The 15,212-nt window shown below is 64.4% G+C and carries 13 protein-coding genes and 1 tRNA gene; 7 read left to right on the forward strand and 7 right to left on the reverse strand.

The genetic code is table 11. The annotated features are described in order from the left end of the window. Positions 1-401: 401 nt before the first annotated feature. The 3 genes from G0A00_RS01560 to G0A00_RS01570 form a co-directional block, all read right to left on the reverse strand. Positions 402-1,145, reverse strand: coding sequence for a response regulator transcription factor (locus G0A00_RS01560; RefSeq protein WP_164181536.1), 744 nt, complete (start codon positions 1,143-1,145; stop codon positions 402-404). A gap of 256 nt (positions 1,146-1,401) precedes the next feature. Beyond that, positions 1,402-1,476 (reverse strand) — tRNA-Asn (locus tag G0A00_RS01565). A gap of 80 nt (positions 1,477-1,556) precedes the next feature. Continuing rightward, entirely contained in the window at positions 1,557-2,471 is a 915-nt protein-coding gene (locus G0A00_RS01570) for an MBL fold metallo-hydrolase (RefSeq protein WP_164181538.1), read from the reverse strand. A gap of 53 nt (positions 2,472-2,524) precedes the next feature. Here G0A00_RS01570 and G0A00_RS01575 point away from each other — a divergent pair, with 53 nt between their 5' ends. After that, positions 2,525-3,808 (forward strand): ATP-binding protein, encoded by a 1,284-nt coding sequence (locus G0A00_RS01575; protein ID WP_164181540.1) that lies wholly within the window; start codon positions 2,525-2,527, stop codon positions 3,806-3,808. Positions 3,809-3,890: 82 nt separating this feature from the next. Here G0A00_RS01575 and G0A00_RS01580 read toward each other — a convergent pair whose 3' ends face one another. Continuing rightward, positions 3,891-4,205 carry a DUF1476 domain-containing protein gene (locus G0A00_RS01580; protein WP_164181542.1) on the reverse strand — a complete coding sequence of 105 codons (315 nt, stop codon included), beginning with the start codon at positions 4,203-4,205 and terminating at the stop codon, positions 3,891-3,893. A 164-nt stretch (positions 4,206-4,369) separates the two neighbouring features. Between G0A00_RS01580 and purC the strand changes: the two genes are divergently transcribed. The 3 genes from purC (at position 4,370) to G0A00_RS01595 (ending at position 8,384) form a co-directional block, all read left to right on the forward strand. Further along, entirely contained in the window at positions 4,370-5,131 is a 762-nt protein-coding gene (gene purC, locus G0A00_RS01585) for a phosphoribosylaminoimidazolesuccinocarboxamide synthase (protein ID WP_066100566.1), read from the forward strand. Positions 5,132-5,219: 88 nt separating this feature from the next. Continuing rightward, the gene (purS, locus tag G0A00_RS01590; RefSeq protein WP_066100563.1) at positions 5,220-5,450 is read left to right on the forward strand and encodes a phosphoribosylformylglycinamidine synthase subunit PurS; all 231 of its coding nucleotides are present in this window, start codon (positions 5,220-5,222) and stop codon (positions 5,448-5,450) included. An 822-nt stretch (positions 5,451-6,272) separates the two neighbouring features. Continuing rightward, a complete protein-coding gene (locus tag G0A00_RS01595) occupies positions 6,273-8,384 on the forward strand; it encodes a Hint domain-containing protein (RefSeq protein ID WP_164181544.1) in 2,112 nt (703 codons plus the stop codon). Between the two features lie 181 nt (positions 8,385-8,565). Here G0A00_RS01595 and G0A00_RS01600 read toward each other — a convergent pair whose 3' ends face one another. After that, positions 8,566-9,180 (reverse strand): NTP transferase domain-containing protein, encoded by a 615-nt coding sequence (locus G0A00_RS01600; RefSeq protein WP_164181546.1) that lies wholly within the window; start codon positions 9,178-9,180, stop codon positions 8,566-8,568. 533 nt (positions 9,181-9,713) lie between these two features. Between G0A00_RS01600 and G0A00_RS01605 the strand changes: the two genes are divergently transcribed. Continuing rightward, positions 9,714-10,880, forward strand: a complete 1,167-nt coding sequence (locus tag G0A00_RS01605; RefSeq protein WP_164181548.1) for a histidine kinase dimerization/phosphoacceptor domain -containing protein — start codon at positions 9,714-9,716, stop codon at positions 10,878-10,880. Here the strand turns inward: G0A00_RS01605 and G0A00_RS01610 are convergent. Continuing rightward, entirely contained in the window at positions 10,837-12,165 is a 1,329-nt protein-coding gene (locus tag G0A00_RS01610) for an HlyC/CorC family transporter (RefSeq protein ID WP_164181549.1), read from the reverse strand. The genes G0A00_RS01605 and G0A00_RS01610 overlap by 44 nt on opposite strands. A 245-nt stretch (positions 12,166-12,410) precedes the next feature. Then, positions 12,411-12,953: a single-stranded DNA-binding protein gene (gene ssb, locus G0A00_RS01615; protein WP_066100550.1), complete on the reverse strand. Its 543-nt coding sequence runs from the start codon at positions 12,951-12,953 to the stop codon at positions 12,411-12,413. Between the two features lie 271 nt (positions 12,954-13,224). Between ssb and G0A00_RS01620 the strand changes: the two genes are divergently transcribed. Continuing rightward, complete coding sequence (locus G0A00_RS01620) at positions 13,225-13,791, forward strand: lytic transglycosylase domain-containing protein (RefSeq protein ID WP_235953042.1); 567 nt, start codon at positions 13,225-13,227, stop codon at positions 13,789-13,791. 247 nt (positions 13,792-14,038) lie between these two features. Beyond that, complete coding sequence (locus tag G0A00_RS01625) at positions 14,039-15,187, forward strand: cytochrome-c peroxidase (RefSeq protein ID WP_164181551.1); 1,149 nt, start codon at positions 14,039-14,041, stop codon at positions 15,185-15,187. The last annotated feature ends 25 nt before the right edge of the window (positions 15,188-15,212 follow it).

Below are 15,212 nucleotides of genomic sequence, written 5' to 3' on the forward strand. Positions count from 1 at the left end.
CAGAACCCTCCCTCCCGCGCCGCGCAATTTCGACAGCGAGACGCGGTAAACTCCCGTTCCAAAACGCGTGTCTGCACAGGTTCCCCCCCTTTGCGTACCACTTGCCTCTCTATGGTTTCCGAGAATCGAATATGATGTCATGAGAAGATTTTTGCAGATTTGTGTAATCTACCCGACAGAAGCGGTGCCGACCGGGCGCTGCCCGGGCAGGGGCGCCGCCGACCATGGCTCGGAACGGAGAAAGCCGGGTCGGCGGCGACGTTCGCGGTATCCGGCATGCGAACCGGAAGAGCTTGGGGACGCCTGAGCCGCGAACACCTCAACTATGCACGCATCCGCAAGGCAGATCATTGACGGCAGTCAACGCGGCAAGAGGGCGCGGGGCGCGCCAAACCGGCTCACTAAAGGCGGTTGCGCGCGCGCAGGGTTGTGGCCGCCGCGCTGCGTGCGACCTGCACATCGCCGGTGAAGACATAGCCGACGCCGCGCACCGAGCGGATCAGATTGACCACATCGTCTGAGGTGCCGAGCTTGCGCCGCAGGCGGGCCACATGGCCATCGATGGTGCGATCCTCGGGCGACCAGTCGCGCCCGTGCAGGCTCTGGGAAATCTCGTCCCGGCTCAGGATGCGGCCCGGATGGCGCACGAAAAGCTCCAGCAATTTCAGCTCAATACCGGTGAGGTCCACCGGCGTTCCATCGAAATGCTGCACGATGCCGCGCTCTGGGTCGAAGACCGTGTGATCGAAAAGCAGGTTGTCGTGGCCCGATAGCTCACGGCCATAAAGCTCCAGCGTGCGGCGCACCCGAAGCACGACCTCGCGGATGTGGAAGGGTTTCGCGATGTAATCATCAGCCCCCGATTCCAGCCCCCGAATACGGTCGTAAGCGCCGGTGCGGCCCGAGATCATCAGGATCGGGATGTTCCAACTCGCCCGCAATGTTTGGGCCAGTTCAAGGCCATCGTCCTGACCATGCACCAGATCCAGCGTGACGAGATCGATGTCATGGGTTTTGAGCGCCTCGAACATGGCCGAAGGGCTTTGCGCCACATGCACCGTCCAGCCTTCAGCTTCGAACCCCTTTCGGAGAATCTCAAGCACGGCTGTCTCGTCATCAACGACGAGAATATTCACGGCACCCATAACGCGTCTCCAAGATAGCACTTTTAAATTAACAGAACTCAGTGGGAGAAAAGCGTAAATTCTAAAAACTTAATGTATTTTACAGCTTATGATTGTGGTCTGTGATCACGCAGCAATCAAAAATCGCGAAAACCGCAGGCGATGCGCGGCGAGCCACCGTGCTTGCGGGCGCAAATGTTCAGGCTTCGTAGGAAACAAAAAAAGCGATCCCGAAGGATCGCTTTTTTGATTTTGCCAGCTTCCTTTTGGGGGAAGTTGGCTCCGGCGGTAGGGATCGAACCTACGACCAATTGATTAACAGTCAACTGCTCTACCGCTGAGCTACGCCGGAACGTGGGGCGTATCTAGCAATGCCGACTCCGGGCGTCCAGAGGTTTTTTGCATTTTTCTGCGATAGACTGCATTTTTCTTTCAAATCACTGAAAACGAAGAGGATTTCGAAAGTTTCCCCTGCGGAATGACCGCCTTACGCTGGGTCAGGTCGACCAGATGGGCCAGCACATTGCGGGTCGCGGCGGGCAGCAGAGCAGGGTCTGTGTCGTGGTAGATCAGGCGGGCCAGTTGGGCGGCATCGGCAGGGCCGCGGGCGAGCGCTTCGAGGATCGCGGCCTCACGGGCGCGGCGGTGCGCATAGAGGGCATCCAGCCGCTCTGCCGGGGCCTCGACCGGGGCGCCATGGCCGGGATGGAAGCAGCGCCAGTCGCGCGCGCGCAGCTTTTCGAGCGAGCGCATGAAGTCGCCGAGGTCGCCATCGGGGGGAGAGACCAGCGAACTGGCCCAGCCCATGACCAGATCGCCGGAAAACAGGATGTCGCCCCAGGCAAAGCTCAGATGATTGCCGAAATGGCCCGGCGTGTGCAGCGCCTCGATCTGCCAGCCGTCCCCCGCGATCCGCGCGCCGTCCGCCAGCCGCGCATCGGGGGCGAATCCCGCGTCCACGCCTTCGCCGCCGCCAGCGAGCCCGGTCTCGGCCAGCACCTGCATCTCGGGGCTGCGTCCGGCGGTGGCGTCACCGAAGGCAAGCACTGGCGCGCCGGTGGCCTCGGCCAGCGGACGGGCGAGGGGGGAGTGATCGAGATGCGCATGGGTGACGAGGATATGGCTGATGCGCTGGTCGGGCGCGAGGGCGGCGAGGATCGCCTGCAGGTGCACCTCATCGGCGGGGCCGGGGTCGATCACCGCCAGAGCGCGCGTGCCCAGCAGATAGGTGTTGGTGCCGCGATAGGTCATCGGTGAGGGGTTGGGGGCCAGAATCCGGCGCAGCCCGGGGCCGAGCGGTTCGGCGTACCCGGGGCGGGGCTGGAAGTCTGGCTGCGGATCGATCATCTTGCGCCTCATGTGCAGGGGGGCGCGGCTGCGCCTCAGGCTAGGGGTATCCCATGTTTTTCCAATGGCTCAAACGCTATATGCCCCGCGGCATCTATGCACGGGCGGCGCTGATCCTCGTGCTGCCGGTGTTCACCATTCAACTGGTGGTGTCGGTTGTCTTCGTGCAGCGGCATTTCGAAGGGGTCTCGCAGCAGATGACGCGCGGGGTCACCCGGGACATCAGCTATGCGATCAAAACCCCCGCCGCCGCGGCACCGCTGGGGCTTAGCATGCGGGCGGTGCCGGACGCGGCGCTGCCAGAGGCGGACCTGCGGCGCTGGTACGATTTCTCCGGGATCGTGGTGGCCGAAACTCTGGCAAAGCAACTGCCGGGCGTCGAGCGGGTGATGCTGCCAAATGACAGTGACGTGCTGGTCTATCTGCGCAACGCCGATGGCACGCTCTATCTTATTTCTTTCTCGCGCCAGCGCGCCTCGGCGTCGAATCCGCATCAGCTGCTGGTCAACATGCTGTTCTTTGGGGTGCTGATGACGGTCATCGCCTTTTTCTACCTGCGCAACCAGTTGCGGCCGATCACCCGGCTTGCCGAAGCGGCCGAGGCCTTCGGGCGCGGGCGCCATGTGCCCTATCAACCGGGCGGGGCGGTTGAGGTGCGGGCGGCGGGCAGCGCCTTTCTGGACATGCGCAACCGGATCGAACGGCAGATCGAGCAGCGCACGATGATGCTCTCGGGGGTCAGCCACGACCTGGGCACGCCGATCACCCGGCTGCGGCTGGGGCTGTCGATGCTCGACGACGAGGACCGCGAGCCCTTGGAGCGCGACGTCGACGACATGCAAAAGCTGATCGACGCCTTTCTGGAGTTCGCCCGCGGCAATTCGCAGGAGGGCGAGGCAGAGCCGGTGGACCCGGTCGCGCTGGCCTCTTCGGTGGTCGCCGACGCGCAGCGCGGCGGCAAGCCGGTTTCCATGGGGCGGGTCGAGGGCAGCGGCGAGGTGAACGTGCGGCCGGTGGCGCTGCGCCGGGCGCTCGAGAACCTCGTGGGCAATGCCGTGCGCTATGGCAGGCACTGCGAAGTGTCGGTGACGCTGACCGACCGCTCGCTGCGCCTGCGGGTCGAGGACGACGGGCCGGGTATTCCGCCGGAGCGGCGCGAAGAGGCGATGAAACCCTTCTCGCGGCTCGATCCGGCGCGCAATCAGGACAAGGGCACGGGCGTCGGTCTGGGGCTCGCCATCGCGGCGGACATTGCGCGCGCGCACGGCGGGGTGCTGCGGCTTGGCGAAAGCGAGGCACTTGGCGGGCTGCGCGCTGACATTGTGATCGCGCGCTGACGGCGCGTTGGAGTGACCGCGCGCTGACGGCGCGCCGGACCAGCCCCTGCGGGGCGGGGATGCGGCGCGCCAAAGGACGCGGTCAGCTTTCCTCGAGCACTTCCTTGCGGGCGATGACCAGAAACTCGGCACGTTTGGCGGCCACTTCGGCGACGCTGGCCTTGCCGTCGAGGTCGCTGGCGATGCTGGCGATCACCTCGTCATGGCTGGCCTCGTCGAGGTCGGCCTTGATGATGCCGCTGGCATAGGACTCGGCCTCATTGCCGGTCTTGCCCAGCTGTTCTGCGGCCCAGAGGCCGAGCATCTTGTTGCAGCGGACCTCGGCGCGGAAGTTCAGATGAGCATCATGGGCGAACTTGTTTTCATAGGCCTGTTCGCGGTCGTCAAACGTGGTCATGGGATTCCCCTCCGTTACATGACCTCTATTTAATGCATTCAGTTTGTAACGTGCTTTGCGCTGGCTCAAGTCAAAGCAGCGCGCTTGCGGCAGGGGCAGCCTTGATTTATGAGAGCGGCAAGATACGCAGCGGCCGATACGCGGCCCCGGGCGAAAGGATTCCCATGGCACGGCGCAAGAAGATTTACGAAGGCAAGGCGAAGATCCTCTACGAAGGCCCCGAACCGGGCACCATCGTGCAGTACTTCAAGGATGATGCCACCGCCTTCAACGCGCAGAAGAAAGACGTGATCGAAGGCAAGGGCGTGCTCAACAACCGCCTGTCCGAGTTCTTCATGACCGGTCTCAACGGCATCGGCGTGCCGACGCACTTCCTGAAGCGGCTGAACATGCGCGAGCAACTGGTCCGCGCCTGCGAGATCGTGCCGCTCGAGGTGATCGTGCGCAACTACGCCGCCGGTTCGATGTCCAAGCGCCTTGGCATCGAAGAGGGCACCGCGCTGCCGCGCCCGATCGTCGAATATTGCTACAAGGACGACAAGCTGGGCGATCCGCTGGTCACCGAAGAGCATATCGCCGCCTTCGGCTGGGCCAGCCAGCAGGACATGGATGATATCCTGAGCCTCGCGCTGCGGGTGAACGATTACCTGTCGGGTCTGATGTATGGCGTTGGCATCCGTCTGGTGGACTTCAAGATCGAGATCGGCCGGGTCTATGAGGGCGACTATCAGCGCCTGATCCTCGCCGATGAGATCTCGCCCGACTCGATGCGCCTGTGGGACATCGAAAGCGGTCAGAAGCTCGACAAGGACGTGTTCCGCCGTGACCTCGGCTCGCTCACCGACGCTTATGCCGAAGTGGCGCGGCGTCTGGGTGTGATGCCCAAGCAGGCGACCCACGCGGCCAAGCCCAAGCTGATCAACTGAAAGCGTACCGCCCGTGGCGGCGTTGCACTTTGCGTATTTGAAGAACAATGAAAGGCGCGGGCCTTTCGCGACGAACGGAGATATTGCCATGAAGGCACGTGTGCATGTGATGCTGAAAGAGGGCGTGCTCGACCCGCAGGGCGAGGCGGTGCGCCACGCGCTTGGCGGGCTCGGCTTCGACGGTGTGGACGGCGTGCGTCAGGGCAAGGTGATCGAGCTCGATCTGGCCGATGGCACCGGCGAGGACACGGTGAAAGAGATGTGCGAGAAGCTGCTCGCCAACACCGTGATCGAAAGCTACACGATCGAGATGATCTGAGCCGCGCTCTCGCGGACGCAAGATAGGGCCCTCGGCGTGCGCGCCGGGGGCTTTTTTATGCGCGACAGGCAGGGGCAGGGCGGTGCCGCCGGCCGCAGATGGCGGGAATGTGGCGAAAGTGGCCGCGGTGCGGGCAGAGCATCTTCGCCAAGTTTGCGTCTTATTTGGCGTTCGCGATTCGGGGATGTGGTGCGCAACTGCGGAAAATTTTGGTCAATTGATTGAAATAACTGGCATTGGTTCCACTTGCGGAACAGCGGCCTGGAAAATCGGGCGCCGCCATGGCGCGCAGGGCTGCAACGGCGGCGTGGCGCTATTGTTTCCGCCCTGCGGTCAGGAGTGTCGCCAAAATGGCGGGTGGTGGGCTCGCTGTCATGGTAAGTATCAGAAATATATACTTTAAATGTCGCACCCTCTGCTGGAAATTGGAAACAATAAGACGCCACATTTTCGACTAAGACGCCCGCAATTGCGCGATCATGTCCCGCTATGGTCGTATTTTGCCACCCGAGCGCCACTTTTGCCTTTGTTCGTCGCCCCAGTAGCTCTAAATAAATCGCAAGCCCGACTGGGGGGCGACGAGGATAGGCCGGGGGGCGGCCACCGATCTCAGAGTCATCCGTGAGGATGTGACGGAAGGTGCCGCGGGACCGCCTTGGCACCTCTAGGAAAGCTTTTGCCCTGCGCTTCTGCCGCGCAGGACTGCACCGCCCGGCACAGCATCACGACCAGACGACGGATCGGAGTTTGCGGCGCGCGAGCGTCGCTGCCGCCTTCGCGGCGCGGGGCCTGCCCCGTTCTGTAGTTGAAAGGGTCGTAACGATGGCTGATTTGTTTTTGAACTGGGCCGCGCTTGGGGATTATGGAACCACGCTGGGCGACACCGCATCCGGGGGCAGCTCCACCACCGTCGATACTGGCGGTGTAAACGTTGAGATTTCCTTTACCGCGCAGGACCTTGGTGCGCAGGCCTTCACGGCGACCTACGACGGCTATGTGCCCGAAGGCTCGACCACCAGCGCCACCTCGCACCTCAAGCTGTTCGGCGAAGGCGGCGATGGCGGCACGGTCTCCTCGACCTCGACCACCGTGTTCGATTTCAGCTCCTCCGATGAGCTTTACACCGACGAAGTGCAGAACCTCTCGTTCATCCTCAACGACGTGGATGGCGGTGCGGGGTCGGACCTTGGCGATCTTGTCGGCGACGACACCGCCACCCCGGATGGCACCAGCTTTCAGGACAATGTGACGATCCTCGCCTATGACGCCGAGGGCAATGCCGTCGAGGTCGAACTGACCACGCTCGGCAGCGGCACCAGCGTCGACGGCAGCACCGCCACCGGCGAAGAGGTGACCGATTTCGCCGACCAGGACGGCACGCTGATGGTGAACATCGCGGGCCCGGTGTCGCGCATCGAAGTGATCTACGAGAACGGCGGCGACTCGACCCAAGGCGTGCTGATCTCTGACATGTCCTTCTCGACCTGCGATGTCGACGGCGACGGTGTGCCCGTGGCCGAGGATGACGCCGCCGAAACCGACGAAGATGTGGCCGTCACCATCGACGTGCTGTCCAACGACAGCGATCCCGATGGCGATACGCTGACCGTGACTTCGGCGACCGCCACCAATGGCTCGGTGGTGATCAACGGCGACGGCACGCTGACCTTCACCCCGGACGCTGACTACAACGGCGACGCCGAGATCACCTACACCATCGAAGATCCCGCCGGAAACAGCGCGACGGGCAATGTGGCCGTCACCGTCTACCCGGTGAACGACGATCCGGTGGCCGAAGATGATACCGTTAACACCGGCTATGAGACGCCGGTGACCCTCGATCCCACCGAGAATGACACCGATGTGGATGGCGACGATCTGACCGTCACCGAGGTGGGCGAGGCCGAGAACGGCACCGTCACGCTCAACGAAGATGGCACCGTCACCTACACGCCGAACGACGACTACAGCGGCACCGACAGCTTCAGCTACACCGTCGATGACGGCAATGGCGGCAGCGATACCGGCACGATCACCGTCAACACCGGCATCGAGACCAATCCGGAAGCGGGCGGCAACACCCCGCCGGTGGCCAACAACGACCTCTACAGCGCCACGGCGGCCGCCACGGTCACTTTCGATCCCACCGAGAACGACACGGACGCCGATGGCGACGCGCTGACCATCTCGGCTCTGGGCGAGGCCAGCAACGGCACCGCGACGCTGAACGAAGATGGCACCGTCTCTTACACCGCCGACGAGGGCTACACCGGCTATGACGCCTTCAGCTACGAGGTGGACGATGGCAACGGCGGCACCGACACCGCCTATGTGACCGTCGAGGTGATGCCCTGCTTCACCCCCGGCACGCTGATCGCCACGCCGCAGGGCGAGCGTCTGGTCGAGGACCTGCAGGTCGGCGACCGGGTGATCACCCGCGACAACGGCATTCAGGAAATCCGCTGGGTTGGCCGCAAGGAACTCACCGGCTTCGAACTGGCGCGCCAGCCGCATCTGCGCCCGGTGCTGATCCAGAAGGGCGCGCTCGGCAAGAACCTTCCCGAGCATGACCTGCTGGTCTCGCCGAACCACCGTGTGCTGGTCGCCAACGACCGCACCGCGCTCTACTTCGAAGAGCGTGAGGTGCTCGCCGCCGCCAAGCATCTGACCGGGCTCGAGGGCGTGGACGAGGTGGAGACCATGGGCGTGGCCTATATCCACTTCATGTTCGACCAGCACGAGGTGGTGCTGTCGAACGGCGCTTGGACCGAAAGCTTCCAGCCCGGCGACTACACGCTCAAGGGCATCGGCGACGAGCAGCGGCAGGAGATCTTCGATCTCTTCCCCGAGCTTGAGCATGAAGAGGGGCTGAAGGCCTATGGCGCGGCGCGCCGCTCGCTGAAGAAGCACGAGGCGCAGCTGCTCACCAACTGAGCGCTTTGCCATACGGAATATGCAGCTCGCTCTGGGGCCAGTGACCCTTTTGGCACCGGAGCGGACAAGAACCCGGGGCGCGTCTGCGCCTCGGGTTTTTTCTTGAGGAACGGGCGAATGGCGGTGCCGCGGCACCGGCTTGAACGCACCGGCTAGCACATACCGTAAAGCGGCGCGCGCCTCAGCAGGGATCGAGGGCGGCGCGCTCACGCTCCCAATCCTGCCACGCCTCGGGCGTGTCGAGGTCGGTCAGCGCGCGGCGACCGGGCAGGGGCACCATGCGCAATCGGTGGCGGTTGGTGGCCAGCACGCTGCGCGCGCCTTCGTCGCCCGAGAGCATCTGGATCGCCGAGAAGCAATCGGCGGGGAACAGCACCGGGTGGCCCGGCGTGCCATCCTCGGTGCAGCCCTGTTGCAGCGCCGGATGCGGCATTGCGCGGAAACCCCGCACCAGTTTGTCTATATCCTCGGCGCGCAGGTCGGGCATATCGGCGGGCAGGATGACGACAGCGTCGATCCCCCGCGGCAGCATGCCAACCCCGCGGCGCAGCGAGGCCGACATGCCCTGATCCGCATCGGGCACGGCAATAAGCTGCACCGGCAGCCCGGCGAGGGCGGCGGCGCGCGGATGGTCGTGATCTGGCAGTGTGACAGTCACGTGGTTGACCGCGCGCAGCGCTTCTTCGGCCTGTCGACGCAACAGCGCCCGGCCCCCGACATGCTTCAGCAGCTTGTCGGCCCCGCGCATCCGGCTGCTTGTGCCAGCGGCGGGAATCAATACGGCAATTCCTCCCATGAGGCTCCTTATACAGCAAAGGCCGGAAATCCGGCGCACTTTCATCAGCCGGGCCGGGTGGCACTACTGGCGCGGCAGAGGCGGCCCATGCCTGCGGCATGGCGCAGCGCAGCAATGCGCCGCTCAATGCGCGGCCTGATCAGCGCAGATCGAGGGCAGATCGCGCCACACATCTACATGTAAGCCAAGCTTACGCGCGCATTCGGCGTGGTTTCAGAACATTGGGCGGTCGGCTCATTCGGGGCGCGACGCGCGGCGGTGCCATGCCCCTTCGTCTGGTCCCTGTGCCGCGAGATCAGCCGGTGGCACAAAGTTTAGCGCAATTCGCTGCCTCTACACAGAAAGGTTGTGCGACAAGTTTGCTAAAATTTAGTAAACTGACCGCCTGCCGCTGCGTTCTTGCCTTCAGTTGCGGTGTCTTGAAAGTTTTGCTCTTGGCGGGGCAAGGCAAGCTGCTATGTCGGAAATTAGACACGGGCTGCACACAAGCATTGATGCATGGTCCCGGGAAGGCTCGAAGGTCAGGGCGGATAATGGTTCTCGCAAGAAAATCGGATGATGAGCTCGAGCGTCTGGCCGAGCTGCGCAGCTTCGGTGTGCTCGACAGCGGGCCCGATCCGGCGTTTGACGAAGTGGTCGAACTGCTGGCGTCGCTGCTTGAGATGCCGGTGGCGCTGATCAGCCTCGTCGATGAGAACCGCCAGTGGTTCAAGGCGCGCTACGGCATGAAGCCGGGGCAGACGCCGCTGGAGCAGTCGATCTGCGCCCATGCCATCCTGAGCGATGATATTCTCGAGATCGAGGACACGATGCTCGACCTGCGCAGCGCCGACAATCCGCTGTGCTGCGGGTCGATCTCGGCGATGCGGTTCTATGCCGGGGCACCGCTGGTCACCCGCAGCGGCCACAGCATCGGCACGCTCTGCGTGCTCGATGACAAGCCGCGCAAACTCACCAGCCAGCAGCGGCAGTTGCTGAAGGTGATGGCCGGACAGGTGATGCGGCAGCTTGATCTGCAGCGGGCGCTGCACAACAAGGAAATCCTGCGCGAAGAGATCGACCATCGGGTGAAGAACTCGCTGCAGACGGTGGCCTCGACCATCCGTCTCTACCGCGCGCGCTCGACCGTGCCCGAGACCCGCGATGCGCTGGATGCCATCGCGCGCCGGGTGGATTCGGTGTCGCAGCTGCATGCGGAGCTCAATCTCACCTCGAAGATGCACTTCGTGCGCCTTGATACCTATCTGTCGCGGGTGGCAACGCTGCTGCAGCGCCACGCGGTGGCCGAGGTGCAGGTGCATGTGGATGTGCCGCGCATCGAGGTGGAATCGCGGGTCGCAGCGTCGATCGGCGTGGTGGCCAATGAGTTCGCCGCGAACGCGATGAAATACGCCTTCCGCGATGGCACCAACAATCCCGAGATCCGTTTCGAGGCGGAGCAGACCGGCGAGAACCGCCTGCTGTTTACTTGCCGCGACAATGGCACCGGGCCCGAGCCGGGATCGAAGCTGGACGTTCTGGCCTCCACCGCGCTTGGCGCGCGGCTGCTTGAGGCGGCGGTGAGCCAAGTTGGCGGCACCGTGGTCGAACGGCGGGAAGAGGGGGGCTATCTGCTTGAGGCAGAGCTGCCCATCGATCCCGCCGCCGACACGCCTGTTACACCGGCAATGGCGTCACCGGCCGCACCCGCAGCCGAGTGATCCGGTTGTTCTCGCGCTCCATGACTTCGAAGCGGAAGCCGTGGAAGCTGAAGCGCTGACCCACGGTCGGGATCATCTGCGCCTCATGAATCACCAGCCCGGCGATGGTGTTCGCCTCGTCGTCGGGCAGTGACCAATCGGCGGCCCGGTTGAGGTCGCGAATGGTCATCGCGCCGTCGAGCCAATACCAGCCATCCTCGCCCGCGCTGACCTGATGCTCGGCGTCGGGGTCGTGCTCGTCGGCGATCTCGCCCACGATCTCCTCAAGGATGTCCTCGAGCGTGATCAGACCTTCAAGCGAGCCATATTCATCGACCACCAGCGCAAAGTGGGTGCGGCGGCGCAGGAAGTTGCGCATCTGGTCGGCCAGCGTCGTGGTGTCGGGCACGAAGTAGGGCTTCATCATCACCTCGGTGATGCGGAAGTCGTCGAGCGCGCCAAAGCCGCGCTCGCCCGCCTTGGCCATCACGTCGTACATGGCGCGCAGCAGGTCCTTGGCATGGACCATGCCGATAATGTTCTCGGGCTCGCCGCGGAAGACCGGCAGGCGGGTGTGGTTGCTTTCGAGGCACTGCTGCAGGATGTCCCGCGGCTCGGCCTCGGCGTCGATGCTCTCGATACCCGAGCGGTGCAGCATGATCTCTTCGACCGTGCGTTCCGCCAGATCGAGCGCGCCAAGGATACGGTCGCGGTCTTCTTTTTCGACCACGCCCTCGGAATGGCCCAGTTGCAGCGCGCCAGCGATCTCTTCGCGCACGGCGAGGATCTGGCTGTCGGGGTCGGTCTGCACGCCGATGAGCTTGAGCAGCATCCGTACCAGCGCGCGGATCGCGGCCACCACGGGCGAGAAGATCAGGATCACCAGCCGGATCGGCGGCGCCACGGTGGCGGCGGCGGTCTCGGGGTTGGTAATGGCATAGGTCTTGGGCAGCACCTCGGCAAAGATCAGCACCAGCAGCGTCATGATCAGCGTCGCCATGGCAACGCCGCCGTCGCCCAAGAGCCGGGTGAACAGCGCGGTCGCCAGCGAGGTTGCGAGGATGTTGACGAGGTTGTTGCCCAACAGCACCGAGCCGATCAGCCGCTCGTTGTCCTCGGTGATCTTCAGCGCCATGGCGGCCCCGCGTGAGCCGCGGTCCATGGCGGCGCGCAGCTTGCCGCGGGATGCGGCGGTGAGCGCGGTCTCGGAGCCCGAGAAGAAGGCCGAGAAAAGGATGAGCAGCAGGATCGCGGCGGAGGTCATCCAGAAGGCCGCGTCGAGTGTTCCGGTGGCAGGGGCGTCCATACGTCCGTCTTTTTGTGTTTGAGAGTGTTACAAGAGTTATGGGGCGCGCAGGCCCCGGCTTCAAGGCTGGGGCGATAACGAAGCCGCGGCGCGCTGATTGCGGTAGGTCGTTTTTGCGGGCTGCGATCTTCATCGTTCCGCAAATACGCCTCGCTGCCAGCGCCGCCAAAACGCGGCGATGCGGGCACGAGCGCGCTGCCATGCCCGATATGAAAAACGCCCGGCGCTGGGGCCGGGCGTTGATCTTAGAACGGGATCTCGTCGTCGATGTCGCGCGACGGGCCGCGCGAGCCGCCGCCACCGCCCGAACCGCCGCCGTAGCCGCCGCCCGAGCCACCACCGTAGCCGCCGTCGTCATTGCCACCGTAGCCACCGCCCGAGCCGCCGCCGTAGCCGCCACCCGAACCGCCGCCGAAGTCACCGCCGCCGCCGCCCTGACGGCTGTCGAGCAGGGTCAGCTCGCCGCGGTAGGGGCGCAGCACCACTTCGGTGCTGTAGCGATCCTGACCGGACTGGTCCTGCCATTTGCGGGTTTCCAGCTGGCCTTCGATGTAAACTTTCGAGCCCTTGCGCAGATACTGCTCGGCGATCCGCGCCAGCGGCTCCGAGAAGATCGCGACCGAGTGCCACTCGGTGCGCTCGCGGCGCTCGCCGGTGTTGCGGTCTTTCCAGTTCTCGGAGGTGGCGATGCGCAGGTTGCAGACCTTGCCGCCGTTCTGGAAGGTGCGCACCTCGGGGTCCGCGCCGAGATTGCCTACCAGGATCACCTTGTTGACGGAGCCGGCCATGTCATCCCCTTTGTACTGGTCGTTTTCCTGTGTGTTCCGCGTCTTCGCGAATCCCCGCAACGGCGGGGTTTGAATTGGTCTACACCACCGCACCCGCACTCTAAAGAAGGAATGCCGCGCGGAATTCCGCCTGTGCCACATTGCGGCCACGGCTGGCGTAGGGTCAGTTTTTCTGTATAGTCCGGGGTCGAGGGAACAGTGAGATCGGAACAGGGACGTGATGCGCAACCACGCAACGCGCGCACTGGCCGGAGTTGTGTGTGCTCTGGTGATGGCGGCGACGGGGGCCTCTGCCGAGGTGCTTTCGTCCAAAAGCCGTGTGCGGCTATTCTCCAAACAGACCAGCGTGCTCGATAATCGGGCATCTCAGCAGTACAACAATTCGGTGCGGCTGCAGCCCAAGCGCGTGGTGACGCCTACCAAATGGGGGCCGATGGGCGGCGAGGGGGCGGTGCCCTCCTATCGCGGCAGCTACCGCGGGCCCTACGCCGATCTGGCGCGTCAGGCGGCGCGGCGCAACGGCATCCCCGAGGATCTGTTCCTGCGCCTCGTGCAGCAGGAATCGGGCTTCAACCCCAAGGCGCTATCGCACAAGGGGGCGATCGGTCTGGCGCAGCTGATGCCGTTCACCGCGCGCAAGCTGGGCGTCGATCCGCATGATCCGGCGCAGAACCTCGAGGGCGGCGCGCGCTATCTGCAGGAGCAGTTCCGCAAGTTCGGCTCGTGGCGTCTGGCGCTGGCGGCGTATAACGCCGGTCCCGGCGCGGTGGAAAAGCACAAAGGCGTTCCGCCGTACCGCGAGACGATGAACTACGTGAAGGTGATCTGGGGGCAGTGAGCCCCTGACGCTTCACTCTGGGTCCAACCCGAGCGGCCGACCTTTCCAGCATGATCCAGCGAGACGGGCAGTGCGCCCGCCGCTCTTGCGTGGCTCCCTTGCCCGCCTCTCTTGACGCTGGGCGGGTGTTTGCGAGATATGCCTGAGCGAAAAAATTGGGATTTGATCCCGATCAAGGCCGGGCCCATGCCGGAGCGGCACTCTGATCGGGTCTAGCCCCAGCCCGACATCGCCGCCGGAGAACCTCATGCGCAGAGCACATCTTGCCGTCACCGCCGCCGTCCTCGCGCTTGCCGTGGGCGGATTGGGGCTGCGCGCGCTTGGGGCCGCGCCCGCCAGCTTTGAGGCGATGGATGATCTGGGCGAGGCGCTGTTCTTCGATCCGAACCTGTCGCAGGCCCGCAGCCAAAGCTGCGCCACCTGCCATGATCCGGCTTTCGCCTTTGCCGACCCGCGCGGCGCGGCGTCGATCGGCGATGACGGCAGTTCGCTGGGGGATCGCAACGCGCCGACGGTGACCTATGCCGCGCATGTGCCTGAGCTTGCGTTCGACGAGACCGACGGCTGGCGCGGCGGGCTGTTCCATGATGGCCGCGCCGCGACGCTGGAAGAGCAGGCGGGCGGCCCGCCGCTGAACCCGGTCGAGATGGCGATGGGCAGCAAATCCGAGGTGGTCGCGCGGCTGCGCGAAAACCCCGATTACGTGGCCGCTTTCACCGCGCTTTTCGGGCCGGGCACGCTGGAGGAACCCGAGACCGGCTATGCCGCGATGACCCGCGCCATCGCCGCCTTCGAACGGCGGCCCGAGTTCGCGCCCTTCGATTCGAAATACGACCGCTTCCTGCGCGGGGAGGCGGAGCTGACCAACCAAGAGGAGCTGGGGCGGCTGCTGTTCTTCTCGCAGCAGTTCACCAATTGCAACCAATGCCACCAGTTGCAGCGCAGCGCGGTCGATCCCGCCGAGACCTTCTCGGACTACCGCTTCCACAATATCGGCGTGCCCGAGAACCGCGACCTGCGGCTTGCGAACGGCTCGGTGGAGGGGTTCATCGACCATGGGCTCGCGCAGAACCCGCTTGCCGCAGAGAACGCGGTCGAAGGGGCCTTCCGCACGCCGACGCTGCGCAATGTGGCGGTGACGCCGCCCTATATGCACAACGGCGCCTTCGGGGACCTGCGCACGGTGATCCTGTTCTACAACAGCTACAACACCCGCAATGAGGCGCGGAAGATCAACCCCGAGACCGGCGCGGCTTTTGGCGCTCCTGAAGTGCCGGAGACGCTGGCGCCCGAACTGACCGAAGGGCCCGCGCTCGACGACAAACGCGTCGACGCGCTGGTGGCCTTCCTCAAGACGCTGACAGATGCGCGCTATGAGGACCTTCTGCAAGACTAGGCAGACGTCCCAAGACCGAAGTCCC

This window comes from Salipiger sp. PrR002 (assembly GCF_010500775.1).
GTDB lineage: Bacteria > Pseudomonadota > Alphaproteobacteria > Rhodobacterales > Rhodobacteraceae > Salipiger.